The sequence below is a fragment of the Streptomyces sp. GB4-14 genome (assembly GCF_022696125.1).
Taxonomy (GTDB): domain Bacteria; phylum Actinomycetota; class Actinomycetes; order Streptomycetales; family Streptomycetaceae; genus Streptomyces; species Streptomyces werraensis.
In genome coordinates this window covers 1915130-1939599 of the sequence record NZ_RZHO01000002.1, presented here as the reverse complement: position 1 = coordinate 1939599, position 24470 = coordinate 1915130, and the positions used below count along the sequence as shown (strand labels likewise).

At 70.9% G+C, this 24470-nt stretch carries 24 protein-coding genes; 9 read left to right on the top strand and 15 right to left on the bottom strand.

What is annotated here, in order from left to right:
* Nucleotides 1–188 precede the first annotated feature (188 nt).
* A complete protein-coding gene (locus tag ELQ39_RS09845; protein ID WP_242591676.1) occupies nt 189–812 on the top strand; it encodes a GNAT family N-acetyltransferase in 624 nt (207 codons plus the stop codon).
* A gap of 141 nt (nt 813–953) precedes the next feature.
* Here ELQ39_RS09845 and ELQ39_RS09840 read toward each other — a convergent pair whose 3' ends face one another.
* The 3 genes from ELQ39_RS09840 to sodN form a co-directional block, all read right to left on the bottom strand.
* Entirely contained in the window at nt 954–1379 is a 426-nt protein-coding gene (locus ELQ39_RS09840; protein ID WP_242591675.1) for a VOC family protein, read from the bottom strand.
* Nucleotides 1380–1422: 43 nt separating this feature from the next.
* Complete coding sequence (locus tag ELQ39_RS09835; protein ID WP_190002556.1) at nt 1423–1845, bottom strand: helix-turn-helix domain-containing protein; 423 nt, start codon at nt 1843–1845, stop codon at nt 1423–1425.
* 146 nt (nt 1846–1991) lie between these two features.
* The gene (gene sodN, locus ELQ39_RS09830) at nt 1992–2387 is read right to left on the bottom strand and encodes a superoxide dismutase, Ni (RefSeq protein WP_006136256.1); all 396 of its coding nucleotides are present in this window, start codon (nt 2385–2387) and stop codon (nt 1992–1994) included.
* 146 nt (nt 2388–2533) lie between these two features.
* Between sodN and sodX the strand changes: the two genes are divergently transcribed.
* Nucleotides 2534–2968 carry a nickel-type superoxide dismutase maturation protease gene (gene sodX / locus ELQ39_RS09825; RefSeq protein ID WP_190002557.1) on the top strand — a complete coding sequence of 145 codons (435 nt, stop codon included), beginning with the start codon at nt 2534–2536 and terminating at the stop codon, nt 2966–2968.
* Here the strand turns inward: sodX and ELQ39_RS09820 are convergent.
* On the bottom strand, nt 2851–3501 hold the full coding sequence (locus tag ELQ39_RS09820; RefSeq protein WP_190002558.1) for a CGNR zinc finger domain-containing protein: 651 nt from the start codon (nt 3499–3501) through the stop codon (nt 2851–2853). The two genes, sodX and ELQ39_RS09820, sit on opposite strands and share 118 nt — an antisense overlap.
* 99 nt (nt 3502–3600) lie before the next feature.
* On the opposite strand from ELQ39_RS09820, the gene ELQ39_RS09815 reads away from it, so the two are divergent.
* Nucleotides 3601–4371 (top strand): class I SAM-dependent methyltransferase, encoded by a 771-nt coding sequence (locus ELQ39_RS09815; RefSeq protein ID WP_190002559.1) that lies wholly within the window; start codon nt 3601–3603, stop codon nt 4369–4371.
* 71 nt (nt 4372–4442) lie between these two features.
* Here ELQ39_RS09815 and ELQ39_RS09810 read toward each other — a convergent pair whose 3' ends face one another.
* From ELQ39_RS09810 to ELQ39_RS09800, 3 genes are read right to left on the bottom strand one after another with little or no spacing between them, the layout of a single operon-like run.
* Nucleotides 4443–5204, bottom strand: a complete 762-nt coding sequence (locus tag ELQ39_RS09810; RefSeq protein ID WP_277994660.1) for an amino acid ABC transporter ATP-binding protein — start codon at nt 5202–5204, stop codon at nt 4443–4445.
* Entirely contained in the window at nt 5201–6172 is a 972-nt protein-coding gene (locus tag ELQ39_RS09805) for an amino acid ABC transporter permease (RefSeq protein ID WP_190002560.1), read from the bottom strand. The genes ELQ39_RS09810 and ELQ39_RS09805 overlap by 4 nt, the downstream gene beginning before the upstream one ends.
* A 31-nt stretch (nt 6173–6203) precedes the next feature.
* On the bottom strand, nt 6204–7172 hold the full coding sequence (locus ELQ39_RS09800) for an ABC transporter substrate-binding protein (protein WP_190002561.1): 969 nt from the start codon (nt 7170–7172) through the stop codon (nt 6204–6206).
* Nucleotides 7173–7753: 581 nt separating this feature from the next.
* Between ELQ39_RS09800 and ELQ39_RS09795 the strand changes: the two genes are divergently transcribed.
* The 4 genes from ELQ39_RS09795 to ELQ39_RS09780 all read left to right on the top strand — a co-directional run bounded on the left by ELQ39_RS09795 (nt 7754) and on the right by ELQ39_RS09780 (nt 10986).
* Nucleotides 7754–8989: an NAD(P)-dependent malic enzyme gene (locus ELQ39_RS09795; RefSeq protein ID WP_242591674.1), complete on the top strand. Its 1236-nt coding sequence runs from the start codon at nt 7754–7756 to the stop codon at nt 8987–8989.
* 160 nt (nt 8990–9149) lie between these two features.
* Entirely contained in the window at nt 9150–10115 is a 966-nt protein-coding gene (locus ELQ39_RS09790; protein WP_114874782.1) for a zinc-binding dehydrogenase, read from the top strand.
* Between the two features lie 101 nt (nt 10116–10216).
* Complete coding sequence (locus tag ELQ39_RS09785) at nt 10217–10426, top strand: HTH domain-containing protein (protein ID WP_028959309.1); 210 nt, start codon at nt 10217–10219, stop codon at nt 10424–10426.
* On the top strand, nt 10426–10986 hold the full coding sequence (locus ELQ39_RS09780) for a Clp protease N-terminal domain-containing protein (RefSeq protein WP_242591673.1): 561 nt from the start codon (nt 10426–10428) through the stop codon (nt 10984–10986). The genes ELQ39_RS09785 and ELQ39_RS09780 overlap by 1 nt, the downstream gene beginning before the upstream one ends.
* A 64-nt stretch (nt 10987–11050) precedes the next feature.
* On the opposite strand, the gene ELQ39_RS09775 is transcribed toward ELQ39_RS09780, so the two are convergent.
* The 7 genes from ELQ39_RS09775 to ELQ39_RS09745 all read right to left on the bottom strand — a co-directional run bounded on the left by ELQ39_RS09775 (nt 11051) and on the right by ELQ39_RS09745 (nt 20182).
* Nucleotides 11051–12100 (bottom strand): helix-turn-helix transcriptional regulator, encoded by a 1050-nt coding sequence (locus tag ELQ39_RS09775; protein WP_242591672.1) that lies wholly within the window; start codon nt 12098–12100, stop codon nt 11051–11053.
* Nucleotide 12101: 1 nt separating this feature from the next.
* Nucleotides 12102–12974: a DUF4097 family beta strand repeat-containing protein gene (locus ELQ39_RS09770; protein ID WP_225640669.1), complete on the bottom strand. Its 873-nt coding sequence runs from the start codon at nt 12972–12974 to the stop codon at nt 12102–12104.
* Nucleotides 12975–13176: 202 nt separating this feature from the next.
* Nucleotides 13177–13356 carry a DUF6104 family protein gene (locus ELQ39_RS09765; RefSeq protein WP_028420339.1) on the bottom strand — a complete coding sequence of 60 codons (180 nt, stop codon included), beginning with the start codon at nt 13354–13356 and terminating at the stop codon, nt 13177–13179.
* An 88-nt stretch (nt 13357–13444) separates the two neighbouring features.
* Nucleotides 13445–17230 (bottom strand): multifunctional oxoglutarate decarboxylase/oxoglutarate dehydrogenase thiamine pyrophosphate-binding subunit/dihydrolipoyllysine-residue succinyltransferase subunit, encoded by a 3786-nt coding sequence (locus tag ELQ39_RS09760; protein WP_242591671.1) that lies wholly within the window; start codon nt 17228–17230, stop codon nt 13445–13447.
* A 291-nt stretch (nt 17231–17521) separates the two neighbouring features.
* Complete coding sequence (locus ELQ39_RS09755) at nt 17522–18631, bottom strand: sensor histidine kinase (RefSeq protein ID WP_242591670.1); 1110 nt, start codon at nt 18629–18631, stop codon at nt 17522–17524.
* Nucleotides 18628–19368, bottom strand: coding sequence for a response regulator transcription factor (locus tag ELQ39_RS09750; RefSeq protein ID WP_028959305.1), 741 nt, complete (start codon nt 19366–19368; stop codon nt 18628–18630). Before ELQ39_RS09750 ends, ELQ39_RS09755 begins: the two co-directional genes overlap by 4 nt.
* Before the next feature lie 124 nt (nt 19369–19492).
* Entirely contained in the window at nt 19493–20182 is a 690-nt protein-coding gene (locus ELQ39_RS09745; RefSeq protein ID WP_242591669.1) for a spermidine synthase, read from the bottom strand.
* A 150-nt stretch (nt 20183–20332) separates the two neighbouring features.
* Between ELQ39_RS09745 and lon the strand changes: the two genes are divergently transcribed.
* Nucleotides 20333–22747 carry an endopeptidase La gene (gene lon, locus ELQ39_RS09740; RefSeq protein ID WP_242591668.1) on the top strand — a complete coding sequence of 805 codons (2415 nt, stop codon included), beginning with the start codon at nt 20333–20335 and terminating at the stop codon, nt 22745–22747.
* Between the two features lie 74 nt (nt 22748–22821).
* Here lon and ELQ39_RS09735 read toward each other — a convergent pair whose 3' ends face one another.
* On the bottom strand, nt 22822–23652 hold the full coding sequence (locus tag ELQ39_RS09735; protein WP_242591667.1) for a lysozyme: 831 nt from the start codon (nt 23650–23652) through the stop codon (nt 22822–22824).
* A 227-nt stretch (nt 23653–23879) separates the two neighbouring features.
* Between ELQ39_RS09735 and ELQ39_RS09730 the strand changes: the two genes are divergently transcribed.
* A complete protein-coding gene (locus tag ELQ39_RS09730) occupies nt 23880–24374 on the top strand; it encodes a MarR family winged helix-turn-helix transcriptional regulator (RefSeq protein ID WP_242591666.1) in 495 nt (164 codons plus the stop codon).
* The last annotated feature ends 96 nt before the right edge of the window (nt 24375–24470 follow it).

Sequence of the window (24470 nt, the reverse complement as noted above, 5' to 3'; positions counted from 1 at the left end):
GCCGGCCGTTCCCCGACCCCGGGGCCACGTGCCGCCGTGCGGACCCTGACCCGTACGGCTTCCGTGGCCTCGGACCGGCGGGTCCCGCACTTCCCCACGGTGTGCGGGGCCCGCCCCCTGTTTCCCCGGCCGACCCGGATAGTCTCAACCCCCGTACCGACAGCGACGGTTGAGGCGAAGGGGCGGACATGGGCGTGGCGATCCGGACGGCCGGCGAGGACGACCGGGAGCTGGTGGTCCGGCTGCTGGACGAGGCGTTCCAGGACGATCCGGTCAGCAGCTGGGTGTTCCCCGGCGCGGCGTACCGGCGTGCGACCCACCACCGGCTCATGGCCGCCTTCACCGACGCCACCCTCGCCGACGGCCGCGTCGACCTCGTCGAGGACGGCTCGGCGTGCGCCCTGTGGATGTCCGTCCCGGCGGAGGACCCCGGCCACGGCGGAGCGGCCGGGGGCGAGGACGAGTTCGCCGAACTGCGCCGCGCCGTCGACCCGGACAACGAGAGGGTGGAGATGATCGGCCGGCTCACCGCGGGCATCCACCCCCAGGGCCGCGCCCACGAGTACCTGTGGATGATCGGCGTGGCACCCGGCCGGCAGGGCGAGGGGCTCGGCACCGCGCTGATCGGCTCCGTCCTCGACCGCTGCGACCGCGAGGGCCGCGCCGCGTACCTGGAGGCGAGCAGCGAGCGCAGCGCCCGGCTGTACCGCCGCCTCGGTTTCGAGCTCACCGGCGAGCCCCTGCGCCTCCCCGACGGCCCGCTCATGCACCCGATGTGGCGGGAACCCCGCGCGGCCGGCGCGCGGGGCTGACCCGACGCCCCTCACCCCGCGGGGTGCCGCCGGCTTCTCGATCGCGCCGTTCACGCCGCGGTCCCACCGTGCCTTCGGCAACGGAACGCCGGTGCGGACGTACCGCAGGCAGCGCTGAACGGGCCGGCGCCCGGCGGGGGTTCAGTCAGCAGGGCGTTCCAGGAAGCGCACCATGTTCCCCGCCGGGTCGCGGAACGCGCAGTCCCGCATCCCGTACGGCTGGTCCACCGGCTCCTGGAGCACGTCGACGCCCGCGGCGCGCACCCGCTCGAAGAGGGCGTCGCAGTCGGTGGTGGTGAAGTTGACCCCGCGCAGCACGCCCTTGGCGAGCAGCTCGGCCATCGTCTGCTTGTCGGCGGGGGAGATGTCCGGGCTCGCGGCCGGCGGCTCCAGGACGATCTCGACGTCCTGCTCGGGGGAGGCGACGGTCACCCAGCGCATCCCCTCGTACCCCACGTCGTTGCGCACCTCGAAGCCCAGTACGTCGCAGTAGAAGGCCAGTGCCTTGTCGTGGTCGTCGACCGCGATGAAGCACTGGGCGAGCCGCACGTCCGTCGCCCTGTCCATACCGTTCCCGTTCCCGCCGTCCACGCCAGAGGCTCCGCTCCCGCTAGAAGTTCCCGCTCGGGTCGACCCGCCGCCGGACCCGGACCGGCCGGGCGTACGTCCGCACGACACACGGCGGGATGACCGCGCTCGCCTCGTGCGAACGGGCGCGATAGGCGCTCGGCGTCTCCCCGACCAGTTCGGTGAAGCGCGAACTGAACGACCCGAGCGAGGTGCAGCCGACCGCAAGGCACACCTCGGTCACCGAGAGGTCTCCCTTGCGCAGCAGCGCCTTGGCGCGCTCGATCCGCCGCGTCATCAGATACGCGTACGGCGTCTGCCCGTACGCGGCCCGGAAGCTGCGCTGGAAGTGGCCGGGCGACATCAGCGCCGTCCGCGCCAGCTCCGCGACGTCGAGCGGCTCGGCGTACTCCCGGTCCATCCGGTCCCGGGCCCGCCGCAGCCGGACCAGATCCTCCAGCTCCATACGCCCAGCATCCCACGGGCCCCGCGGGCGGCGCCGGGAAACACCGGAGGGGACCCGCCGCGTGAAGCGACGGGCCCCCTCCGGGAAGAGCTCCAGGACCTGCGATGGTGCACCGATCGCCGGCCGCGAGGAGCGGCGAGGCCGGGTCAGGCCTTCTTGGTCTCCCAGAAGATCTTGTCGATCTGGGCGATGTAGTCCAGCGCCTTCTGGCCGGTGGCCGGGTCGGTCGACGCCTTGGCGGCCGAGAGGGCCTTCAGGGTGTCGTTGACCAGCTGGTGCAGCTCCGGGTACTTCTCGAAGTGCGGCGGCTTGAAGTAGTCGCTCCACAGCACGGAGACGTGGTGCTTCGCCAGCTCGGCGCGCTGCTCCTTGATGACCGTGGCGCGGGCCTGGAAGTGCGGGTCGTCGTTGCCGGCCATCTTCTCCTGGACAGCCTTGACCGACTCCGCCTCGATGCGGGCCTGGGCCGGGTCGTACACACCGCAGGGCAGGTCGCAGTGGGCGCTGACCTTGACCCTGGGGGCAAACAGGCGGGAAAGCATGAAGCGTTTCCTTCCTCGTGATCGTCTTCTCACAGGGGACATTACTCCGTGACGGACGGGTTTTCGCGAGTGCCCCCGTGGGCTTAGGACAAAAGTCCGGGGTCAGACTGAGACTGGTGGAGGAAGAGCCGGGGAGGTGCCGGGAGATGCCGGAGCTGTCGCAGGACGCCGAGCGGGTGAGGGCGCCGCTGCCCTTCGGGGTGGCCGAGGTGACCGGGCCGTCGATGGTGCCCACGCTGCACCACGGTGACCGGCTCCTGGTCCACTACGGGACGCGGATCAAACGCGGCGACGTGATCGTGCTGCGCCATCCGTTCCAGCAGGACCTGCTGGTCGTCAAGCGGGCGGCCGAGCGGCGCGACGGCGGCTGGTGGGTGCTCGGGGACAACGCGTACGCGGGCGGCGACAGCACCGACTACGGCGTCGTCCCCGACGAGCTGGTGCTGGGCCGGGTGCGCTTCCGCTACCGGCCGCGCTCCGCGGCCCGGCGGTCGCCGCTGGCGCTGCTGGGCTGGCTGCTGACGTCGGCCCGTCCTGTGCTCTCCGACCGGTCCGCCTCCAGGCGCTTGCGGGCGCGGTAGGCGGCGACGTTCGCACGGGTGGCGCAGCGGTCCGAGCAGTAGCGCCGGGAGCGGTTGGTCGAGGTGTCCAGGTAGGCGTTGCGGCAGGGGGCCGCCTCGCACAGGCCTAGGCGGTCGACGCCGTACTCGGTGAGGTGGAAGGCCAGGCCCATCGCGGCGGTCGCGGCGTACCCGGCGGTCGCGTTGGACGGGTGGTCGGCCAGGTGCATGTGCCACAGCGGGCGGCCGTCGTCGTCGCGGAAGTCGTGGCCGGAGATCTGCGGGCTCACCGGGAACTCCAGCAGCAGGGAGTTCAGCAGGTCGACGGCGAGGGTCTCGTCGCCCTCGTCCGCCGCCTCGAAGACCGACCGCAGCCTGGCCCGGACCGAGCGGAACCGCGTCACGTCCGCCTCGGTGGCCCGCCGGGCGGCCGACCGGTTGCCGCCGAACAGGTCGCGCACCGCCTCGACCGAGGTGAGTGTGTCCGTGCCCCGGACCGGCTCCTCGGTGTTCACAAGACGTACGGCGTAATCCGAGTAATAGGCCAGTTCCACTTGTAGTCCTTACGCAGGGGCTCTATGGTCGTGCGTGCGGTCGGGTAACAGACGATCGTGCGTCCAGGGTATTACGGAGTGCACCGCGAGGGAGGGGCCATGACGGACTCGCAGACCACCACGGCCGGCACCGACTGGCAGGCCTGGCAGGAGAGCTGGGACCGGCAGCAGGAGTGGTACATGCCCGACCGGGAGGAACGCTTCCGGGTCATGCTCGACATGGTGGAGGCCCTCGTCGGCACTGCCCCGCGCGTCCTCGACCTGGCCTGCGGCACCGGCACCATCACCGCCCGGCTGCTCGACCGCTTCCCCGAAGCCACCAGCACCGGTGTCGACCTGGACCCGGCGCTGCTCGCCATCGCCGAGGGCACCTTCGCGGGCGACGAGCGGGTCACCTTCGTCACCGCCGACCTGAAGGACCCCGGCTGGGCCACGCAGCTCCCGCACGACTCCTACGACGCCGTGCTCACCGCGACGGCCCTGCACTGGCTGCACCGGGAACCCCTCGCGGACCTCTACGGGCACCTCGCGGGCCTGGTCCGCGACGGCGGCGTCTTCATGAACGCCGACCACATGATCGACGAGACCACCCCCCGGATCAACGCGGCCGAGCGCGCCCAGCGTCACGCCCGCATGGAGCGGGCCAAGGAGCAGGGCGCCCTCGACTGGGCCCAGTGGTGGCAGCTCGCCGCGAAGGACCCCGTCCTCGCCGGCCCCACCGCCCGCCGCTTCGAGATCTACGGCGAGCACGCCGACGGCGACACGCCGTCCCCTGCGTGGCACGCGCGCGTCCTGCGCGAGGCGGGCTTCACGGAGGCCCGCCCGGTGTGGTGCTCGCCGTCGGACACCCTGCTGCTGGCGCTGAAGTAGCGGGCCCGGAGCAGACGGAAGGGGCGGTACGGAGGAATCCGTACCGCCCCTTCGCCGTGCCGGCGCCGAGGTCAGAGGACCTTGGACAGGAACGACTTGGTGCGCTCGTGCTGCGGGTCGGTCAGCACGTCCCTGGGGTGGCCGGACTCGACCACCACACCGCCGTCCATGAACACCAGGCTGTCGCCCACCTCGCGGGCGAAGCCCATCTCGTGGGTGACGACGATCATCGTCATGCCCGACTCGGCCAGGTCGCGCATGACGTCGAGGACGTCACCGACCAGCTCCGGGTCGAGCGCCGAGGTCGGCTCGTCGAACAGCATCAGCTTGGGGTCCATGGCGAGCGCACGGGCGATCGCCACCCGCTGCTGCTGGCCGCCGGAGAGCTGGGAGGGGTAGTTCCCGGCCTTGTCGCCGAGGCCCACCCGGTCCAGCAGCTCCAGTGCCCGCTGCCGGGCCGCGGACCGGCTGACGCCCTTGACCTGGACCGGCGCCTCCATGACGTTCTCGACGGCCGTCATGTGCGGGAACAGGTTGAAGCGCTGGAAGACCATGCCGATGTCCCGGCGCTGCTGGGCGACCTCGCTGTCCTTCAGCTCGTAGAGCTTGTCGCCCTTCTGGCGGTAGCCCACCAGCTCGCCGTCGACGTAGAGCCGGCCGGCGTTGATCTTCTCCAGGTGGTTGATGCACCGCAGGAAGGTCGACTTGCCCGAGCCGGAGGGGCCGATGAGGCAGAACACCTCACCCTTCTTGACCTCCAGGTCGATGCCCTTGAGGACCTGCACACCGCCGAAGGACTTGTGGACGCCCTCGGCCTTCACCATGGCGGTCATACCGTGCTGCTCCTCTCGCGGCTGAAGGCCATCATGTTGGCCTTGATCTTCTGCCACGGGGTCGCGGGCAGGTTCCGGGACGAGCCGCGCGCGAAACGGCGCTCCAGGTAGTACTGGCCGACGCTGAACACGCTGGTGATGACCAGGTACCAGATGCACGCCACGAACAGCATCTCCATCACGGCGTACGACGTGGAGCCGATCGTGGAGGTGGCGCGCAGCAGTTCGTTGTAGGTCACCGCGTACACCAGCGACGAGGTCTTCAGCATGTTGAGGAACTCGTTGCCGGTCGGCGGCACGATCACCCGCATCGCCTGCGGGATCACGATGCGCCGCAGCGTCTTGCCGTGGCTCATGCCGAGCGCGTGCGCCGCCTCGGTCTGGCCGTCGTCGACGGACTGGAGGCCGGCACGGCAGATCTCCGCCATGTACGCCGCCTCGTTCAGGCCGAGACCCAGCAGGGCCGCCATGAACGGCGTCATGACGTCGACCATCTCGTCCTTGTACAGCGGGCCGAGGTTCAGCATCGGGAAGATCAGCGCCAGGTTGAACCACAGCAGCAGCTGCACATAGACCGGGGTGCCGCGGAAGAACCAGATGTACACCCAGGCGACCCAGCTGGTCACCGGGTTCTTCGACAGCCGCATCACGGCGAGGATCACGCCGAGGACCACGCCCATGACCATGGCCAGGACGCTGATCAGCAGGGTGCGGCCGGCGCCGGCCAGCACGGTGCTGTCGAAGACGTAGTCGCCGACGGCCTGCCACTGGATCTTCTCAGCGGTGGCGAAGGCGTTGATCAGCAGGCCCACCAGGGCCAGCACGACGACGGCGCTGACCCAGCGGCCGTAGTGACGGACCGGGATGGCCTTGATCACCGCGGGCGCCACGGGGGCGGGTCCGTCGTCCTTGGAGACGGTGGCCGCCGGTCGGGCGTCGTCCGTCCCCTTGTCGAGTTTGTCGGTCACTGTGACTGCCCTTCAGTCGTGCCCGGGACCGTCACTTGCCGCCGTTGACCACGGCCTTGTCGATGGCGCCGGTCTCGGCGCCCCACTTCGCGAGGATCTTCTGGTACGTACCGTCCTCGATGATGGCGTTGACGGCGGCCTCCAGGGCCTCCGTGAGCTGCTTGTTGTCCTTGTTGACGGCGATGCCGAACGGACCGGCGTCCACCTGCTCGCCGACGATCTCGAAGGCGTTGCCGTTGTCGGCCTTGCGGACCAGGTCGACCGCGACCGGGTAGTCGTTGACACCGGCCACCGCGCCGCCGGACTTCACACGGGTCTGGGCCTCGGTGTCGTTCTCGAACGACTGGATCTTGACGGCCTTCTTGCCGGCGGCCGTGCACTTCTTGGACTGGTCCTGCAGCGCCTTCTCGTAGGTGGTGCCGCGCTGCACGGCGGCCGGCTGGCCGCAGAGGTCCTCGATGGAGTTGATCCCCTTCGGGTTGCCCTTCTGGACGTACACGGCGGTGCCGGCCACGAAGTAGTCGACGAAGTCGACGCCCGGACCGAGCTTCTTGCCCTTGTCGTCCAGGCCCTCCTGACGCTGCTTGTTGTCCGTGATGGACGACATCGCGATGTCGTAGCGGCCCGAGTTCAGCGCGGTGATCAGACCGTCGAAGTTGCCGGAGGTGAATTCGACCTTGACACCCAGCTTCTCGCCCAGCGCGGCGGCGATGTCGGGGTCGACACCGACGATCTTGCCGCCCTCCTGGAACTCCATCGGGGCGTACTCGGCGTTGGTGCCCGCCTTCAGGACGCCGGCGTCCTGGATTTCCTTGGGCAGCTTGTCGAAGAGCGGGGCGGAGTTGGACTTGCCCGAGCCGGAGCCCGAGTCCGAGCCGCCGCCGCTCTCGGTCTGGTCACCGCAGCCGGTGAGAAGCAGTGCGCCTGCGACCGCGATCGCGCCGACCGCTGCAATCCGTGAGCGCGCGGCGGTGGTACGACGGGTGGTGCTTGCGGTCATGGTGGGTTCCTCCGGCGGATGGGTGGAGTTGCCGATGGGGCCGGCGACTGCCTGTCGGCATCGCCGCGGGGTCGACGGGAGCACACACCTTCGAGTGCCGCGACCTCGTGTGATTACCGCATCTTGCCATTCGGATTGGACCGTTCAGGGGGCTCACGATGTCAAAATCGGATAACGGCGGGTCCTCGAACCCGGCCACTTGGGTACAACGCGACCGCAGACTCTTCGGGAATCCATCATTCCGGCCGCAAGATCTTCACCGAGATGCCTGTTGCGCGGGCGACCCGCCGAGCCGGCGGGGTACTTGCGGGCTTGCTGGGACTTCGTCCAGGTCTTGTCCTGATATCGGACGATGCTTCATGGCGTCGGCATGTGACCTTCGCGTTATGGACTCGTCGCCGACCGCGTCCGTCCGGTAAGAAGGTTCTTTACACCCCTCATCCGGGGCTCAGGGCGCGTGTGCGGCGCGCCCGTCGTGTTCGGCCCGTACGCATCAACCCCTCCGGGCCTGGCGCGGTCCCGCCCACCCCTCACCAGGAGTGGCAACCCTCAAACAATGAACACTTAAGGGGTAAAACCAAGTGGCAGCGGAGATTGTCAATCCTCGCAGCGACAGCGAGAACCGGGACGCTTCCGAGCGGGACGGCGGGGCAGAGCCCCTGGAGTCCTTCGACCCGGCGTTCGCGCTGCACCGCGGCGGCAAGATGGCCGTGCAGGCCACCGTGCCGGTCCGTGACAAGGACGACCTGTCCCTGGCGTACACGCCCGGCGTCGCGAAGGTGTGCAGCGCGATCGCCGAGCAGCCGGAGCTGGTCCACGACTACACGTGGAAGTCCTCGGTCGTCGCCGTCGTGACCGACGGCACGGCCGTGCTGGGGCTCGGTGACATCGGCCCCGAGGCCTCCCTCCCGGTGATGGAGGGCAAGGCCATCCTCTTCAAGCAGTTCGGCGGCGTGGACGCGGTCCCCCTCGCCCTGGGCTGCACCGACGTCGACGAGATCGTCGAGACCGTGGTCCGGCTCGCCCCCTCCTTCGGCGGGGTGAACCTCGAGGACATCTCGGCGCCGCGGTGCTTCGAGATCGAGCGGCGGCTCCAGGAGCGCCTGGACATCCCGGTCTTCCACGACGACCAGCACGGCACTGCGGTCGTGACGCTGGCGGCGCTGCGGAACGCGGCGCGGCTCAGCGGGCGTCCCCTGGGCGAGCTGCGGGCGGTGATCTCCGGTGCGGGCGCGGCGGGTGTCGCGATCGCCAAGATGCTGGTCGAGGCCGGCATCGGGGACGTCGCGGTGGCCGACCGCAAGGGCGTGGTCTCGCGCGATCGCGAGGACCTCACGCCGATCAAGGCGGAGCTGGCGTCGTTCACCAACAAGGCCGGGATCTCCGGCACGCTGGAGTCCGCGCTGGCGGGCGCCGACGTCTTCATCGGCGTCTCCGGCGGCACGGTCCCCGAGCCCGCGGTGGCGTCGATGGCGGAGGGCGCGTTCGTCTTCGCCATGGCCAACCCGACCCCGGAGGTGCACCCGGAGGTCGCGCACAAGTACGCGGCCGTCGTGGCCACCGGCCGGTCGGACTTCCCGAACCAGATCAACAACGTGCTGGCGTTCCCCGGCATCTTCGCGGGCGCGCTGCAGGTGCGGGCCTCGCGGATCACCGAGGGCATGAAGCTGGCCGCCGCCGAGGCGCTGGCCGCCGTCGTCGGCGACGACCTCGCCGCTGACTACGTCATCCCGTCCCCGTTCGACGAGCGGGTCGCCCCCGCGGTGACGGCCGCCGTGGCCGCCGCCGCCCGGGCGGAGGGCGTCGCCCGGCGCTGAGCGCACAGGTGTGAGGGCCCCGTCCGCGCCGTGGACGGGGCTCACGCATGTCCGGGGCCGCACGGTCCTGTCCGAGGGCCCGCCCGGCCCGGCGCAAGAGGGCGTGTGTCACAGGGGGACACGGTTCCTTCGGCGGGGCGCGGAACCTATCGTCAAGGTCATGTTCGCTGTCTACGCCGCCCGAATCGACCGCGACCAGCCGCTCACGGGACTGGAGTCGGGAGAGCGACCCGCTCCCGAGTCCCGGCCGGGCTGGAGCACCGTCACGGTCAAGGCCGCCTCCCTCAACCACCACGACCTCTGGTCCCTGCGCGGCGTCGGCCTCGCGGAGGACAAGCTGCCGATGATCCTCGGCTGTGACGCAGCGGGGATCGACGAGGACGGCAACGAGGTCGTCCTCCACTCGGTGATCGGCCAGACCGGTCACGGCGTGGGGCCCCGGGAGCCCCGCTCCATCCTGACCGAGCGCTACCAGGGCACCTTCGCCGAGCAGGTCTCCGTGCCCACCTGGAACATCCTGCCCAAGCCGAAGGAGCTGTCCTTCGAGGAGGCGGCCTGTCTGCCCACGGCCTGGCTGACCGCCTACCGGATGCTGTTCACCAACGCCGGCGTGCGCCCGGGTGACTCGGTGCTGGTGCAGGGCGCCGGCGGCGGGGTCGCGACCGCCGCGATCGTCCTCGGCAAGGCGGCGGGGCTGCGGGTCTTCGCCACCAGCCGGGACGAGGCCAAGCGCAAGCGGGCGCTGGAACTGGGCGCCGTGGAGGCCGTGGAGCCCGGCGCGCGGCTGCCGCAGCGGGTCGACGCGGTGATCGAGACCGTGGGCGCGGCCACCTGGTCCCACTCGGTGAAGTCGCTGCGCCCCGGCGGCACACTGGTGATCTCCGGCGCCACCAGCGGCGACCGGCCCTCGCACGCCGAGCTGACCCGCATCTTCTTCCTGGAGCTGAAGGTCGTGGGCTCGACGATGGGCACCAAGGACGAGCTGGAGGACCTGCTGTCCTTCTGTGCGGCGACCGGGGTGCGCCCCGTCATCGACGAGGTGCTGCCCCTGGACCGGGCCCGTGAGGGCTTCGAGCGGATGGCGTCCGGCGAGCTGTTCGGGAAGATCGTGCTCACCAACCCCTGACGCGCGTCTCCCCGTCTCCGCGGCCGGTCCGGTGCTCCGGGCCGGCCGCAGTCCTGTCAACTGTGGTTGACAGCAGGGTCTTGTCAACGTAAGTTGACATCATGACTGAGGCAACGGATCTCGCCGAGCGGGCGGGCGACCGCGATCCGCGGGTCGGCCTGCGGGCCGTCGCCGCGCTGCGCAAGCTGCTCGAACAGCTGGAGGCCGTGCAGGTGCGCAACGCGCGCAACCACGGCTGGTCGTGGCAGGAGATCGCCACCGAGCTCGGGGTCAGCAGGCAGGCCGTGCACAAGAAGTACGGGAGGCATTGATGTTCGAGCGGTTCACCAAGGACGCCCGGGACGTGGTCAAGGAGGCCGTCGCCCACGGCGAACGGACGGGAGCGGCCCGCGTCGGCCCGGAGCATCTGCTCCTCGCCCTGCTCGACCGGGAGGGCAGCCGCGCCTCCTTCGCCCTGACCGCCCTCGGGCTCGACGACCGCCGCGAGCCCGTACGGGAGGCCTTGGAACGGGCCCGGCGGCGGGGCGGCCTCACCCAGGCCGAGACCGACGCCCTCGCCGGACTGGGCATTCACGTCCCGGAGATCGTCGCCCGGGTGGAGGAGACGCACGGCCCCGGCGCCCTGTCCGTGGAGCCGGCCCGCGGCCGGTGGCGGGGGCACCGCCCCTTCGACCGGTCGGCCAAGGAGGTCCTGACCGGCGCGCTGCGCGCCGCCATGGCCCGTGGCCACCGCCACATCGGCGACGAGCACCTGCTGCTCGCGCTCACCGCCCGCCCCGGCCTGCCCGCCGAGGTCCTCGCCGACCACGGGGTCACCCACGCGTCGGTCACCCGCGTGCTCTACGGTGACGGCCAGGCCAAGGCGGGCTGACAGGCCTCAGGCCTCCGCCGTCGGGGCTCCGGCGTCAGGCCTTCGACGCCGGAGTGCTCCCGCGTCAGGGCTTCGGCGCCCGCAGCAGCGCCCCTATGCGGGCGGCGGCCTCCGACAGATGCCGGCGGGCGTCACGCAACTGCTCCTCGGTGACCCCGTGGTCCCGCGCGGCGTCCCGGACGTCGTCCCGGAAGCGGTCCAGCAGCCGCTCCAGGTCGCGCGCCGGGTCGCCCGTGGACTCCGCGGCGCTCTCGTGGCCCCAGGAGGGCGCGTAGTCCGCCGGGAAGTCCTCGGGGGTCATGGAGTACGACGGCCGGTATTCCGGGCCCTTCGCGGAACCCGTACGGCCGAGTCCGAAGTCCATCCCGAACTCGCCCATCTCCTTGAGCAGTTCACCCAGGCCTTCGCGCAGTCCGGACGGCCAGTCGCCGCGGGCGATGTGCCCCTGCACCTGCTCCTGGACCTGCCGGGCGATGCGCTGCACCTGCTCCTGCGCCCGGTCCTGGGCCTCCTTGGCCTGGCGGCGGGCGCGCTGGGCCTCCTCGCGGGAGCGCCGGCTCTCGTCCTTGGCGCGCCGGGCCTGCTCCTTCCACTCCTGCTTGGCGCGGCGCATCTCCTCCTTGGCGGCGCGCCAGGCCTCCTTGTCGCCGAACATCGAGAAGTCGCCGAAACCGAAGTCGCCGAAGGGGGCGTCCTTGCCGCCGGACGCGGAGCCGCCACGCGGCCGGCCGGCCCGCCCGGCCGCGGCGCGCATCTCGCGGCGCAGGTCGCCCGCAGCGCCGCTGACGTCGGCCCGGATCTCGGCGGCCAGCTCGGCGACGGACTCGCGGATCTCCAGCTCCAGATCGGCCAGCTCGCCGCTGCGCTCGGCCAGTTCGGCGCGGCCGGCGTCGGTGATCGAGTAGACCTTGCGTCCGCCCTCGGTGGTGTGGGTGACCAGCCCTTCCGCCTCCAGCTTGGCCAGCCGGGGGTAGACCGTGCCCGCGGACGGTGCGTACAGCCCCTGGAAGCGCTCCTCGAGGAGGCGGATCACCTCGTAGCCGTGCCGGGGGGCCTCGTCGAGCAGCTTCAGCAGATAGAGGCGGAGGCGTCCGTGGGCGAAGACGGGGGGCATGTCAGAGCACCTTCTTGTCGGTCGTACCGGCATTGTCTCCCGGGCCGCCCCGCAGGTCGGGCTCGTCCTCACGGGGCGGGCGGCGCAGCAGGGCGATGGAGCCGGAGACGGTGGTGGCCCGCAGCTTGCCGCTGCCCGCGCCGAGGCGGCCGGTGAGCTTGTGGGCGCCCCACATCCCCTGCACCCGCAGGCTGTCGAAGGCGTTGGATATGGCGCCGCTCGCCGTGTTGGCCTCCACCTCGGCGTCCGCCGGGTCGGGCAGCCGGACGGCGATCTCGCCCGAGACGCTGGTCAGCCGGACGTCGGCGGGGCCCTCGGGGTCGAGGTCCACGATCATCGAGCCGCTGACCGTGTCCGCCCGGACGGAGGCGCCGGAGCCTTCGACGACCGTGAGGTCGCCGGAGACCGAGGCGAAGTGGAGGTCGCCGGTCACGGACTGGGCCTCCACGCTGCCGGAGACGGTGTCCGCGCGGACGGGGCCCGACAGGGCGACGAGGGTGGTGTCGCCCGCGACGCCCTTCACCGCGGCGGGGCCCCGGATGCCGGAGACGACCGCGCCGGCGCCGACGACGCCGACCTCCACGCGGGTCTGTGCGGGGACGGCGAGGGAGACCACCGCGCTGCGGCGCCAGCCCTTGCGGTCGAGCCACTTGAGGAAGCCCTTCCAGGGGAGGTCGTCGTAGGCGACGGTCAGGACGCCGTCCGTGTGGGTCACGAGGAGGGGCGGGCCCTCCACGTCCGAGACCTGGAGGTGGGCGTTCGGTTCGTCCGTGCCCACGACGTTCACCGTGCCGTTGACGATGCGGACGTTGAGGCGGGTCAGGGGGGCGTCGAAGGTGAGGTTCGTTTCGTCCTGGACGGACCACTCGGGCATGGACGGCCTCCTGATCGCGGGATGCCCCCTGGTGTGGGCGCGAGTTGCGTCATATCGTGTATTACTCGATTCACGATATATCGCGGCAGGTAAAAGTCAAGGCACGCGTTCGGGTGAACGGTGCCTTGGGTTCGCGATATGGGGAGGTGTGTGGTGCTGGGCCGGGGGTCCAGCGGCACGACTGTCCGCGACTGCGGTGGACCTACTCGTCGTCCTCGTCGTCCAGGCGGGCCAGCCAGGTCGCCAGGCGTTCCACCGGGACCTCGAAGTCGGGGTTGAGGTCGACGAAGGTGCGGAGCTGTTCCGCGAGCCACTCGAAGGTGATCTCCTCCTCGCCGCGCCGCTTCTCCAGTTCCTCGATGCCACGGTCCGTGAAGTACATGAGGTCAAGGATATGTGCCGGAAAACGGGGCGGGCCGCACCCCCGGGAAGGGAGTGCGGCCCGCTCACGTACCGCGTACCGGTGCCGGTCAGGCCTCGAAGACCTCGCGCACCAGCTGCTCCTGCTCGGCCTGGTGGCGCTTGGCGGAGCCGACCGCCGGGGACGAGCTGTGCGGCCGCGAGATGCGGCGCAGACGCTCGTCGTGCGGCAGGTCGGCGCCGACCGCCAGGTCCAGGTGGTCGATCAGGTTGAGCGCGATGAACGGCCAGGCACCCTGGTTCGCCGGCTCCTCCTGCGCCCACAGGTACTTCTCGGCGTTCGGGTACTTCTTGATCTCCGCCTGGAGCTCGGCACCCGGCAGCGGGTACAGGCGCTCGATGCGGATGATCGCCGTGTCGTCCGCGCCGCGCTTCTTCCGCTCGGCGACCAGGTCGTAGTAGACCTTGCCGGCGCAGAAGACGACCTTCTTCACGGCGGCCGGGTCGACCGTGTCGCCGATGACCGGACGGAACTGGCCCGTCGTGAACTCGTCCGCCTTCGACGCGGCGGCCTTGAGCCGCAGCATCGACTTCGGGGTGAAGACCACCAGCGGCTTGTGGTGCGGGTTGTGCACCTGCCACCGCAGGAGGTGGAAGTAGTTCGACGGCGAGGTCGGCATGGCGACCGTCATGTTGTTCTGGGCGCAGAGCTGCAGGAAGCGCTCCGGGCGGGCCGAGGAGTGGTCCGGGCCCTGGCCCTCGTAGCCGTGCGGCAGGAGCAGGACCACACCGGAGGTCTGGTTCCACTTCTGCTCGGCCGACGAGATGAACTCGTCCACGACCGTCTGCGCGCCGTTGACGAAGTCGCCGAACTGCGCCTCCCAGAGCACGAGCGCGTCCGGGCGGGCCAGCGAGTAGCCGTACTCGAAGCCCATGGCCGCGTACTCGGACAGCAGGGAGTTGTAGACGTTCAGCCGCGCCTGGTCCTCGGAGAGGTACTGCAGCGGCGTGTACTCCTCGCCCGTCTCACGGTCGATGATGACCGCGTGACGCTGGCCGAAGGTGCCGCGCTGCGAGTCCTGGCCGGCGAGCCGGACCGGGACGCCCTCCAGGAGCAGCGAGCCGAAGGCGAGGGTCTCGCCCATGCCCCAGTCGATCGTGCCGTCCTCGACCATCGACGCCCGGCGCTGCAGCTGCGGCAGCAGACGCGGGTGAACGGTGATGTGGTCGGGGATGTTCACCTGCGACTCGGCGATCCGCTTCACGACCTCCGAGCTCACCGCGGTGTTCACGGCGACAGGGAACTCGGCCTGCGGGTCGGACGGGGCGGCCGCGGCCGGCTGCGAGGTGGCCTCGCGGACCTCCGTGAAGACCTTCTCCAGCTGGCCCTGGTAGTCCTGCAGCGCCTGCTCGGCCTCTTCCAGGGTGATGTCGCCGCGACCGATGAGGGACTCGGTGTACAGCTTGCGCACCGAGCGCTTCTTGTCGATCAGGTCGTACATCAGCGGCTGGGTGAAGGCCGGGTTGTCCGACTCGTTGTGACCGCGGCGGCGGTAGCAGATGAGGTCGATCACCACGTCCTTGTTGAACGCCTGGCGGAACTCGAAGGCCAGGCGCGCGACGCGCACGACAGCCTCCGGGTCGTCGCCGTTCACGTGGAAGATCGGGGCCTCGATCATGCGGGCCACGTCCGTCGCGTACATGGACGAGCGCGAGGACTCGGGGGCCGCGGTGAAGCCGACCTGGTTGTTGATGACGACGTGCACGGTGCCGCCGGTGCGGTAGCCGCGCAGCTGCGACATGTTCAGGGTCTCGGCCACCACGCCCTGGCCCGCGAAGGCCGCGTCGCCGTGGATCGCCACCGGCAGGACGGTGAAGTCCGTGCCGCCCTTGTTGATGATGTCCTGCTTGGCGCGGGCGACGCCCTCCAGGACCGGGTCGACCGCCTCCAGGTGCGAGGGGTTGGCGACCAGCGAGACCTTGATCTGCTCGCCGTCCAGGCCGGTGAAGGTGCCCTCGGCGCCCAGGTGGTACTTCACGTCGCCGGAGCCGTGCATCGACTTCGGGTCGAGGTTGCCCTCGAACTCGCGGAAGATCTGCGCGTACGACTTGCCGACGATGTTGGCGAGGACGTTGAGGCGGCCGCGGTGGGCCATGCCGATGACGACCTCGTCCAGGCGGGACTCGGCGGCCGAGTCCAGCACCGCGTCGAGCAGCGGGATGACGGACTCGCCGCCCTCCAGCGAGAAGCGCTTCTGGCCGACGTACTTGGTCTGCAGGAAGGTCTCGAAGGCCTCCGCCGCGTTCAGCCGGCGCAGGATGCGCAGCTGCTCCTCGCGCTCCGGCTTGGTGTGGCCGCGCTCCACGCGGTCCTGGATCCACTTGCGCTGCTTGGGGTCCTGGATGTGCATGAACTCGATGCCGGTGGTGCGGCAGTACGAGTCGCGGAGCACGCCGAGGATGTCGCGCAGCTTCATCATCGACTTGCCGGCGAAGCCGCCGACGGCGAACTCGCGCTCCAGGTCCCACAGGGTGAGACCGTGCTCGACGATGTCCAGGTCGGGGTGCTTGCGGACCTTGTACTCGAGCGGGTCGGTGTCGGCCATGACGTGGCCGCGGACCCGGTAGGAGTGGATCAGGTCGAAGACCCGGGCGGCCTTGGTGACGTCGTCGTCGTGGCTGGCGTCGATGTCCTTGAGCCAGCGGACCGGCTCGTAGGGGATGCGCAGGGCCTCGAAGATCTCGTCGTAGAAGTTGTTCTCGCCGAGCAGGAGGTTCGCGACCTGGCGCAGGAACTCGCCGGAGGCGGCGCCCTGGATCACCCGGTGGTCGTAGGTCGACGTGAGCGTCATGACCTTCGAGATGCCGAGCTTGTTCAGGGTGTCCTGGGAGGTGCCCTGGAACTCCGCCGGGTAGTCCATGGAGCCGACGCCCATGATCACGGACTGGCCGGGCATGAGGCGCGGCACGGAGTGGACCGTGCCGAGGCCGCCGGGGTTGGTCAGGGAGACCGTGACCCCGGTGAAGTCGTCCATCGTCAGCTTGTTGTCGCGGGCGCGACGGACGATGTCCTCGTAGGCCTGCCAGAACTCGAAGAAGTTGAGCGTCTCGGCCTTCTTGATCGCCGCGACGACGAGCTGGCGGTCGCCGTTGGGCTTGACCAGGTCGATGGCGAGACCGAGGTTGATGTGCTCCGGCTTCACCAGGGTGGGCTTGCCGTCCACCTTGGCGTACGAGTAGTTCATCGACGGCATGGCCTTGATGGCCTGGACCATGGCGTAGCCGATGAGGTGCGTGAAGGAGATCTTCCCGCCCCGCGCGCGCTTCAGGTGGTTGTTGATGACGATGCGGTTGTCGAACAGCAGCTTCACCGGGACCGCGCGCACGGACGTGGCCGTGGGCAGCTCCAGCGAGGCGTCCATGTTCTTGGCCACCGCGGCGGACGGACCGCGCAGGGTGACCTGCTCGGGACCGCCCTTGGCCTCGTCCGCGGGCTCGGCCTTCTTGGCCGGCGCAGGCTTGGCGGCGGGTGCGGCCTGCTTCGCCGGCTGGGCCGGGGCCTTCGCCGGGGCCGGGGCCTTGGCCGCCGGGGCGGGTGCGGCGGGCTGCGCCGGCGCCTGGGCCTTCGCGGGCGCGGCCGGCTGGGACGGAGCGGTGGGGGTCACCGCGGCCCCCGCGGCCGCGTCACCCGCCGGAGCCGAGGTCGCGGGAGCGCCCGGCTTGTAGTCGGCGAAGAAGTCCCACCAGGCTCGGTCCACCGAGTTCGGGTCCTGGAGGTACTGCTGGTAGATCTCGTCGACGAGCCATTCGTTGGCACCGAAGGCCGCAGCGGGGTTCTTGCCCGCTTGGTCGGTGTCGGTCGAGATGCTCGAGTTACTGGGGGACTGTGGCGACACGGCGTCAACCGCCCTCTTCCGCTTCGCAAGATGATGGACAGCGGAAATAAAGGCTACGCCTCCCCGCGCGAGAAGGTCAGGCCGGGCCCGTGCAACGTCGTGCACATCACATCTCAGCGGGTGTTTCGGCGCTGGAATTGGCGGGAAACAAGCGAGGTTCCGCTTCTTCCGACGGTATCAGGCATCACTTGATCAGGGCCCGTCGCGTCCCGCGCGCGGCCCTGCGCCTGATCACACGTGTCCGCCAGGGCGAACGCAGATGGATCTTGAGGCTCCGGTTCGAACTTTACGTCAACTTGGCAGAGAAGAGGGCCCCGGAAGAGTGATCAGAATCCGGCAACCGCGCTCGGATTCCGCCACCCCGATCCGTCCGCCGTGCAGATCCACGGCCCAGCGGGCGATCGCGAGGCCCAGTCCCGTGCCGCCGTCGCTGCCGGGGCCGTGCGGCCGGTTGACGCTGCCGCGGTTGAACCGTTCGAAGACCCGGTGCCACTCCGTGCGCGGGATGCCCGGACCCTCGTCCAGCACCTCCAGCTCCAGCGACTCCGGCTCGGAACCCTCCCGGGCCCGCACGGTCACCCTGCCGTGCGGCGGGCTGTGCTTGACCGCGTTGTCGATCAGGTTGGCGACCACCTGGTGGATCCGCTCCGGGTCGGCGTGCGCCACCAGCTCGGGCGGCGAGACGTCCAGATGCAGATGGACGTCCGTACGGGTGTGGCTGCCGGAGCCGGAAGCCATGTTCGCGCGGGCGGAGGCCACCATGTTGGCCTCCTTCAGCACGCCCGAAAGGTACGGCCACACCTCGAAACGGCGCTTCTTCAGCGGGATCACGCCGTTGTCCAGGCGCGAGAGGTCCAGCAGCGTCTCCACCAGGCGGCCGAGCCGCTCGGTCTGCTTCAGGGCCGTGCGCATCGTCTCGGGGTCGGCCCGGGTGACCCCGTCGACGATGTTCTCCAGCACGGCGCGCAGTCCCGCGATAGGGGTGCGCAGCTCGTGCGAGACGTTGGCGACCAGCTCCTTGCGCTGGCTGTCCTGCGCCTCCAGCTCGTCGGCCATGACGTTGATCGTCTGGGCCAGGTCGCCCAGCTCGTCACGGCGGCTCTCGCGCACCCGGCGGGTGTAGTCGCCGTGCGAGATGGACCGCGCGACGGCGTTCATGTCGTCCAGCGGGGCGGTGAGGGAGTGCGCCACGAACTGGGTGATCAGCAGCGTGGCGATCATCGAGAAGACCGTGATGAAGCGCAGCTCGGTCTTCGTGTGCACGGCGATCACCGACAGTCCGGTGGTGATCAGGACCGAGACGACGACCAGCGCGCCCAGCTTGGTCTTGATCGAGAACGGCCGCACACCGCCCCAGGGCTGCCTGCTCCCCTGTCCGCGTCCCGCCGGACCCCCGCTCATGGCGTCGGCGTCTCCAGGGCGTAGCCCACGCCGTGCACCGTGCGGATGCGCTCGGCGCCGATCTTCCGGCGCAGCGCCTTGATGTGGCTGTCGACGGTCCGGGTGCCGGAGGCGTCGGCCCAGTCCCACACCTCGGCCAGCAGCTGCTCACGGGAGAGCACCGCGCGCGGGGTGTTGGCCAGGCAGACCAGCAGGTCGAACTCGGTGGGCGTCAGGTGGACGTCCTCGCTGCGCACCCGCACCCGGCGCTGGGCGTGGTCGATCTCCAGTTCGCCCAGGCGCAGGATGCCGCTGCGCGGGGTGGTGGCCGCGAGGGCGGCGCGCTCCATGCGGCGCAGCAGCACGTGCACGCGCGCGGCCAGTTCGCGCATGGAGAACGGCTTGGTCATGTAGTCGTCGGCGCCGACGCCGAGACCCACCAGCATGTCGGTCTCGTCGTCGCGCGCGGTGAGCATCAGCACCGGCACCGGCCGCTGGGCCTGCACCCGCCGGCAGACCTCCAGGCCGTCGAAGCCCGGCAGCATGATGTCGAGGATCAGCAGGTCGGGCTGCCAGGCCTCCGCCGTGTCCACCGCGGACGGGCCGTCGCCCGCCGTTTGCACCAGGAATCCCTCGGCGCGCAGGCGGGTCGCGATGGCGTCCACGATCGTCGCGTCGTCCTCGACCACCAGGACCCTGCGCTGCGCGCCGGGGGTGGTCGTCGCCGTGCCGTTGTGGGAGGTCTGTGTCTGCTCCATCGCCCGCCCCTGAGGTGTGCTTATCCGGAATCCGTGGGGTGATCCGTCGTCTGCGCATCACTGCGATTGACGCTTGAATGATCCGCGTCAGGGCAGCAGCGTACGGGGATCCACCTCGGGTTTGCTATCCAGGGCGGACGCCGATGTGCACGACGTCCGGAACGCCCCGGGCAACGGGGATCTCTTCGGTACGCACCTGACGGAACCCGGCATTCCGCAAGGTTCCCTCGAATTCCGGTGAAGGCTTCGCGGACCATACCGCGAGGACCCCGCGCGGCTTCAACACCCTTGCGCACGCGGCCAGTCCGTCCGGAGAGTAGAGCCCCTCGTTGCCCTCGTCCACGGTCCAGCCGGGCCCGTTGTCGATGTCGAGACACAGTGCGTCGAATGTGTCGGACGTCTCATTGACGTAAGCGATCAGGTCCTGCTCGACGATCTCCGTCCGCGGGTCGGCGAGCGCCGCGCCGGAGAGCTCGGCCAGCGGACCCGAGCGGTGCCACCCGATGACCGCGGGCTCCCGCTCCACGACCGTGATCCGGCCCCAGCGCTCCTGTCCGGCCGCGTGCGCCAGGGAGAAGCCGACGCCCAGCCCGCCGATCAGCACCGACGGGTCCCTGGCCTCCGGGTCCAGGGCCGCCAGGGCCGCGTCCACGAGCAGCCGCTCGGAACGCCCGTCGGAGGTGTCCATCAGGAAGCAGCCGTTGGCGATGATCTGCAGCAGACCGCCGTGCCTGCGCAGCACGACCTCGCCGTACGGGCCCTCGCGACGGTCCAGGACTTCGGGAGCTTCGGGAATGTCGTAGGGGGTGGACATGCGTTCATCCTGGCAGGTCCCCGGTGGCGGGGACCCGGGCCCGCGGAGCCCGGTCCGGTGATCGCTGAGAGCGAACGCGGCCCTGGGAACATTCGGCCGCTCCCCTGCATTGAGTCGACATAGCTCAACTTGACTGCCGAAGGGGAGATCATGGCTGCTGAGTCCACACCGCTCGCCCTGCCCGTGCTGCCGCTCGACGACGAGGTCGTGCTGCCCGGAATGGTGGTTCCGCTGGACCTGAGCGATTCCGAGGTGCGCGCGGCGGTGGAGGCCGCCCAGGCCGCCGCCCGCGACGAACCGGGCAAGCCGAAGGTGCTCCTCGTGCCGCGCGTCGACGGCACCTACGCCGGGACCGGCGTGCTGGGCACCGTCGAGCAGGTCGGCCGGCTGGCCGACGGCGACCCGGGCGCCCTGATCCGCGGCCGGGGCCGGGTGCGCATCGGCGCCGGCACCACCGGGCCGGGCGCGGCGCTGTGGGTGGAGGGCACCCGCATCGACGAGAGCGTGCCCGAGCCGCTGCCCGGCCATGTGACCGAACTGGTGAAGGAGTACAAGGCACTCGCCACCGCCTGGCTGCGCAAGCGCAGCGCCTGGCAGGTCGTGGACCGCGTCCAGGCCATCGACGACGTCTCCGCCCTCGCCGACAACTCCGGCTACTCGCCGTTCCTCACCACCGACCAGAAGGTCGCCCTGCTGGAGACCACCGACCCGGTGGCCCGGCTCAAGCTCGCCACCCAGCAACTGCGCGACCACCTCGCCGAGCAGGACGTCGCCGAGACCATCGCCAAGGACGTCCAGGAAGGCGTCGACAAGCAGCAGCGGGAGTTCCTGCTCCGCCGCCAGCTGGAGGCGGTCCGCAAGGAACTGCGCGAGCTGAACGGCGACCAGGAGGGCGAGGAGTCCGACGACTACCGCGCCCGCGTCGAGGCCGCCGACCTGCCGGAGAAGGTGCGCGAGGCCGCCCTCAAGGAGGTCGACAAGCTGGAGCGCTCCTCCGACCAGTCGCCGGAGGGATCCTGGATCCGCACCTGGCTGGACACGGTCCTGGAGATGCCGTGGAACGAGCGCACCGAGGACTCCTACGACATCCGCGGCGCCCAGCAGGTGCTGGACGCCGAGCACGCGGGCCTGCAGGACGTGAAGGAGCGCATCACCGAGTACCTGGCCGTGCGCAAGCGGCGCAGCGACCGGGGCCTGGGCGTCGTCGGCGGGCGGCGCGGCGGCGCGGTGCTGGCCCTGGTGGGTCCGCCCGGCGTCGGCAAGACCTCGCTCGGCGAGTCCGTCGCGCACGCCATGGGCCGCAAGTTCGTCCGGGTCGCCCTCGGCGGCGTCCGCGACGAGGCGGAGATCCGCGGCCACCGCCGCACCTACGTCGGCGCGCTGCCCGGCCGGATCGTCCGGGCGATCAAGGAGGCCGGCTCGATGAACCCGGTCGTCCTGCTCGACGAGATCGACAAGGTCGGCTCCGACTTCCGCGGCGACCCGGCCGCGGCCCTGCTGGAGGTCCTGGACCCGGCGCAGAACCACACCTTCCGCGACCACTACCTGGAGGTCGAGCTCGACCTGTCCGACGTGGTGTTCCTCGCCACCGCCAACGTCCTGGAGGCCATCCCGGAGGCCCTGCTCGACCGCATGGAGCTGGTCCGCCTCGACGGCTACACCGAGGACGAGAAGATCGTCATCGCCCGCGACCACCTGCTCCCGCGCCAGCTGGAGCGCGCCGGTCTGCAGCCGGACGAGGTGACGATCGAGGAGGGCGCGCTGCGCAAGCTCGCCGGCGAGTACACGCGTGAGGCGGGCGTGCGCAACCTGGAGCGGTCCGTCGCGCGGCTGCTGCGCAAGGTCGCGGCCCAGCACGAACTGGGGGAGCGGGAGCTGCCGTTCACCGTGTCCGAGGGCGACCTGCGGGGCCTGATCGGCCGGCCGCACCACGTGCCGGAGTCGGCCCAGGAGCCCGCCGAGCGGCGTACCGCGGTGCCCGGCGTCGCCACCGGACTCGCCGTGACCGGCGCAGGCGGTGACGTCCTCTATGTCGAGGCTTCCCTGGCCGACCCGGAGACGGGCGCGGCGGGACTGACCCTGACCGGCCAGCTGGGCGACGTGATGAAGGAGTCGGCGCAGATCGCGCTGAGCTTCCTGCGCAGCCACGGCGCCGAGCTGGAGCTCCCGGTCGGCGACCTGAAGGACCGGGGTGTGCACATCCACTTCCCGGCGGGCGCGGTCCCCAAGGACGGCCCGAGCGCGGGCATCACGATGACCACGGCCCTGGCCTCGCTGCTCTCCGGACGCCTGGTCCGCACGGACGTGGCGATGACCGGCGAGGTGTCGCTGACCGGTCGGGTGCTGCCGATCGGCGGGGTGAAGCAGAAGCTGCTCGCCGCGCACCGGGCGGGCATCACCACCGTGATCATCCCCAAGCGCAACGAGCCCGACCTGGACGACGTCCCGGCTCAGGTGCTGGAGAAGCTCGACGTGCACGCCGTCACCGACGTCCGCCAGGTCCTGGAGCTGGCGCTGTCCCCGGCGACGAACGGGGCCGCGCCCGAGGTTCCGGTGGCCGCGTGACGGGGGCCGCCGGATGAGGGGAGGCCCGGGCTCCGTGAGGGAGGCCCGGGCCTTTCCCGTGCCGCCGCCCCGGGTCAGCTCCCGGCGGCGAAGGTCCGCACCCCGTCGAGGGTGCCGTTGAAGCGGTCGTGGTCTCCGACGGTCGGACCGGTCGAGGTGTACTGCCACATCGTGTACGTGTTCCAGCCGGCGGGCAGTTCGCCGACGGTGGAGGCGTACCGGGCGATCCACAGCGGGGTGGTGGAGGCGAAGCCGGCGTAGTTGCCGGTGCACTGCTTCCACCAGCTGGTCGCGGTGTAGATGACGGCGTCGCGGCCGGTGCGGGCGCGGTAGCGGTCGAGGAAGTCCCGGATCCAGCTCACCATCGAGCTCGCCGACTTGCCGTAGCAGTCGTCGCCGTACGGGTTCCACTCGATGTCCAGGACACCCGGCAGAGTGCGTCCGTCGGCGGACCAGGCGCCGCCGCGGTCCACGAAGTAGTCCGCCTGGGCGGCGCCGCCCGTGGTGTCGGGAGTGGCGAAGTGGTAGGCGCCGCGGACCATGCCGACGTCGTAGGAGCCGTTGTACTGCTGGGCGTGGTACGGGTTGGTGTAGTACGTGCCCTCCGTCGCCTTGGCGTAGGCCCAGCGCACCCCGCTGTTCCACAGGGTGGTCCAGGCGACGTCGCCCTGGTGGCTGGAGACGTCCACGCCCTCCGTCTGGGTGGAGCGGGAGGTGGGCAGGCCGGCCTGGCCGTCGTGGGCGAGGACGCCCATGCCCATGTGGGCGGAGCCGCGCGGCGGGACGGAGGGGGAGGCGCCGTCGGCGACGGCGGAAGTCTGCGGGAGGGCGAGCAGCGCGAGCAGGACGGCGCCGGCGGTGCCGAGCGCGCGTATGCGGACGAGTCGGGATCTGTGCACAGGCATGACGCATCTCCGAACGGTCATGGGACGAACCCGGAATGTGACCCACATCGCATGTAGTGGGCATGCCACGTAATGGCCTGGTAGAGAAACTGCGGGCGCCGACCGCGGCGGCGGGCGGGTTCGCCGCGCACTGCCGTTGGTCTACGCCTGCGAAATACTTATGGAGCTGGGGCGACGCCGCCACTCGGCCAGAACTTTCAGAACGGGAAACCGAGGCAGGGGCCAACGTGCACGAAGACGGAAACGGCGGCGAGGAGCACGCCGGCTCGCCGGAGCCCGCGTCCGGCGTGGAACTACCCGCGTTCCTGGCGCTGGAACGGGAGTTGACGGTCCTGCTGCGGCGCGCCCGGGCCAGCCAGGGGGAGATGGCGCGCGAGGTCCACCCCGACCTCGAGCCGTCCGCGTACGGGCTGCTGGTCCGTCTGGAGGAGTGCGGGCGGCAGCGGGCCACCGAGCTCGCCTCCTACATCGGCGTCGGCAAGGCGACCATGTCCCGCCAGCTGCGCGCCCTGGAGGAGCTCGGACTCGTGGGCCGCGAGCCCGACCCCGCCGACGGGCGCGCCTGGCTCGTCACCCTCACGGACGAGGGCCGCCGCCGCGTGAGCCGCGTCCGCGAGGCCCGCCGCGCCCGCTACGCCGGCCGCCTCGCCGACTGGGACCCGGCGGAGGTCGACGAACTGGCGCGGCTGCTGCGCCGGCTGAACCGGGGGATGGAGAAGTAAGGGGCCCCGCGCGGCGGGCGCATCCACACGGGGCTCGGGGCTGCCTACCGCTCCCGGCACGGTTCACTCTCCCGCCACGGTGCCGGCAACCCCCTC

Bases quoted from the DNA above. Each gene is read 5' to 3' on its own strand.
- ELQ39_RS09810 (WP_277994660.1), bottom strand. From the start codon at position 5,204: ATGACCGCCATGGTGAAGGCCGAGGGCGTCCACAAGTCCTTCGGCGGT.
- ELQ39_RS09780 (WP_242591673.1), top strand. From the start codon at position 10,426: ATGTTCGAGCGGTTCACCAAGGACGCCCGGGACGTGGTCAAGGAGGCC.
- ELQ39_RS09735 (WP_242591667.1), bottom strand. From the start codon at position 23,652: ATGCCTGTGCACAGATCCCGACTCGTCCGCATACGCGCGCTCGGCACC.
- ELQ39_RS09750 (WP_028959305.1), bottom strand. From the start codon at position 19,368: ATGGAGCAGACACAGACCTCCCACAACGGCACGGCGACGACCACCCCC.
- sodX (WP_190002557.1), top strand. From the start codon at position 2,534: ATGCCGGAGCTGTCGCAGGACGCCGAGCGGGTGAGGGCGCCGCTGCCC.
- ELQ39_RS09815 (WP_190002559.1), top strand. From the start codon at position 3,601: ATGACGGACTCGCAGACCACCACGGCCGGCACCGACTGGCAGGCCTGG.
- ELQ39_RS09845 (WP_242591676.1), top strand. From the start codon at position 189: ATGGGCGTGGCGATCCGGACGGCCGGCGAGGACGACCGGGAGCTGGTG.
- ELQ39_RS09765 (WP_028420339.1), bottom strand. From the start codon at position 13,356: ATGTACTTCACGGACCGTGGCATCGAGGAACTGGAGAAGCGGCGCGGC.
- ELQ39_RS09775 (WP_242591672.1), bottom strand. From the start codon at position 12,100: ATGCCCCCCGTCTTCGCCCACGGACGCCTCCGCCTCTATCTGCTGAAG.
- ELQ39_RS09785 (WP_028959309.1), top strand. From the start codon at position 10,217: ATGACTGAGGCAACGGATCTCGCCGAGCGGGCGGGCGACCGCGATCCG.
- ELQ39_RS09840 (WP_242591675.1), bottom strand. From the start codon at position 1,379: ATGGACAGGGCGACGGACGTGCGGCTCGCCCAGTGCTTCATCGCGGTC.
- ELQ39_RS09755 (WP_242591670.1), bottom strand. From the start codon at position 18,631: ATGAGCGGGGGTCCGGCGGGACGCGGACAGGGGAGCAGGCAGCCCTGG.
- ELQ39_RS09835 (WP_190002556.1), bottom strand. From the start codon at position 1,845: ATGGAGCTGGAGGATCTGGTCCGGCTGCGGCGGGCCCGGGACCGGATG.
- ELQ39_RS09800 (WP_190002561.1), bottom strand. From the start codon at position 7,172: ATGACCGCAAGCACCACCCGTCGTACCACCGCCGCGCGCTCACGGATT.
- lon (WP_242591668.1), top strand. From the start codon at position 20,333: ATGGCTGCTGAGTCCACACCGCTCGCCCTGCCCGTGCTGCCGCTCGAC.
- ELQ39_RS09745 (WP_242591669.1), bottom strand. From the start codon at position 20,182: ATGTCCACCCCCTACGACATTCCCGAAGCTCCCGAAGTCCTGGACCGT.
- ELQ39_RS09770 (WP_225640669.1), bottom strand. From the start codon at position 12,974: ATGCCCGAGTGGTCCGTCCAGGACGAAACGAACCTCACCTTCGACGCC.
- sodN (WP_006136256.1), bottom strand. From the start codon at position 2,387: ATGCTTTCCCGCCTGTTTGCCCCCAGGGTCAAGGTCAGCGCCCACTGC.
- ELQ39_RS09790 (WP_114874782.1), top strand. From the start codon at position 9,150: ATGTTCGCTGTCTACGCCGCCCGAATCGACCGCGACCAGCCGCTCACG.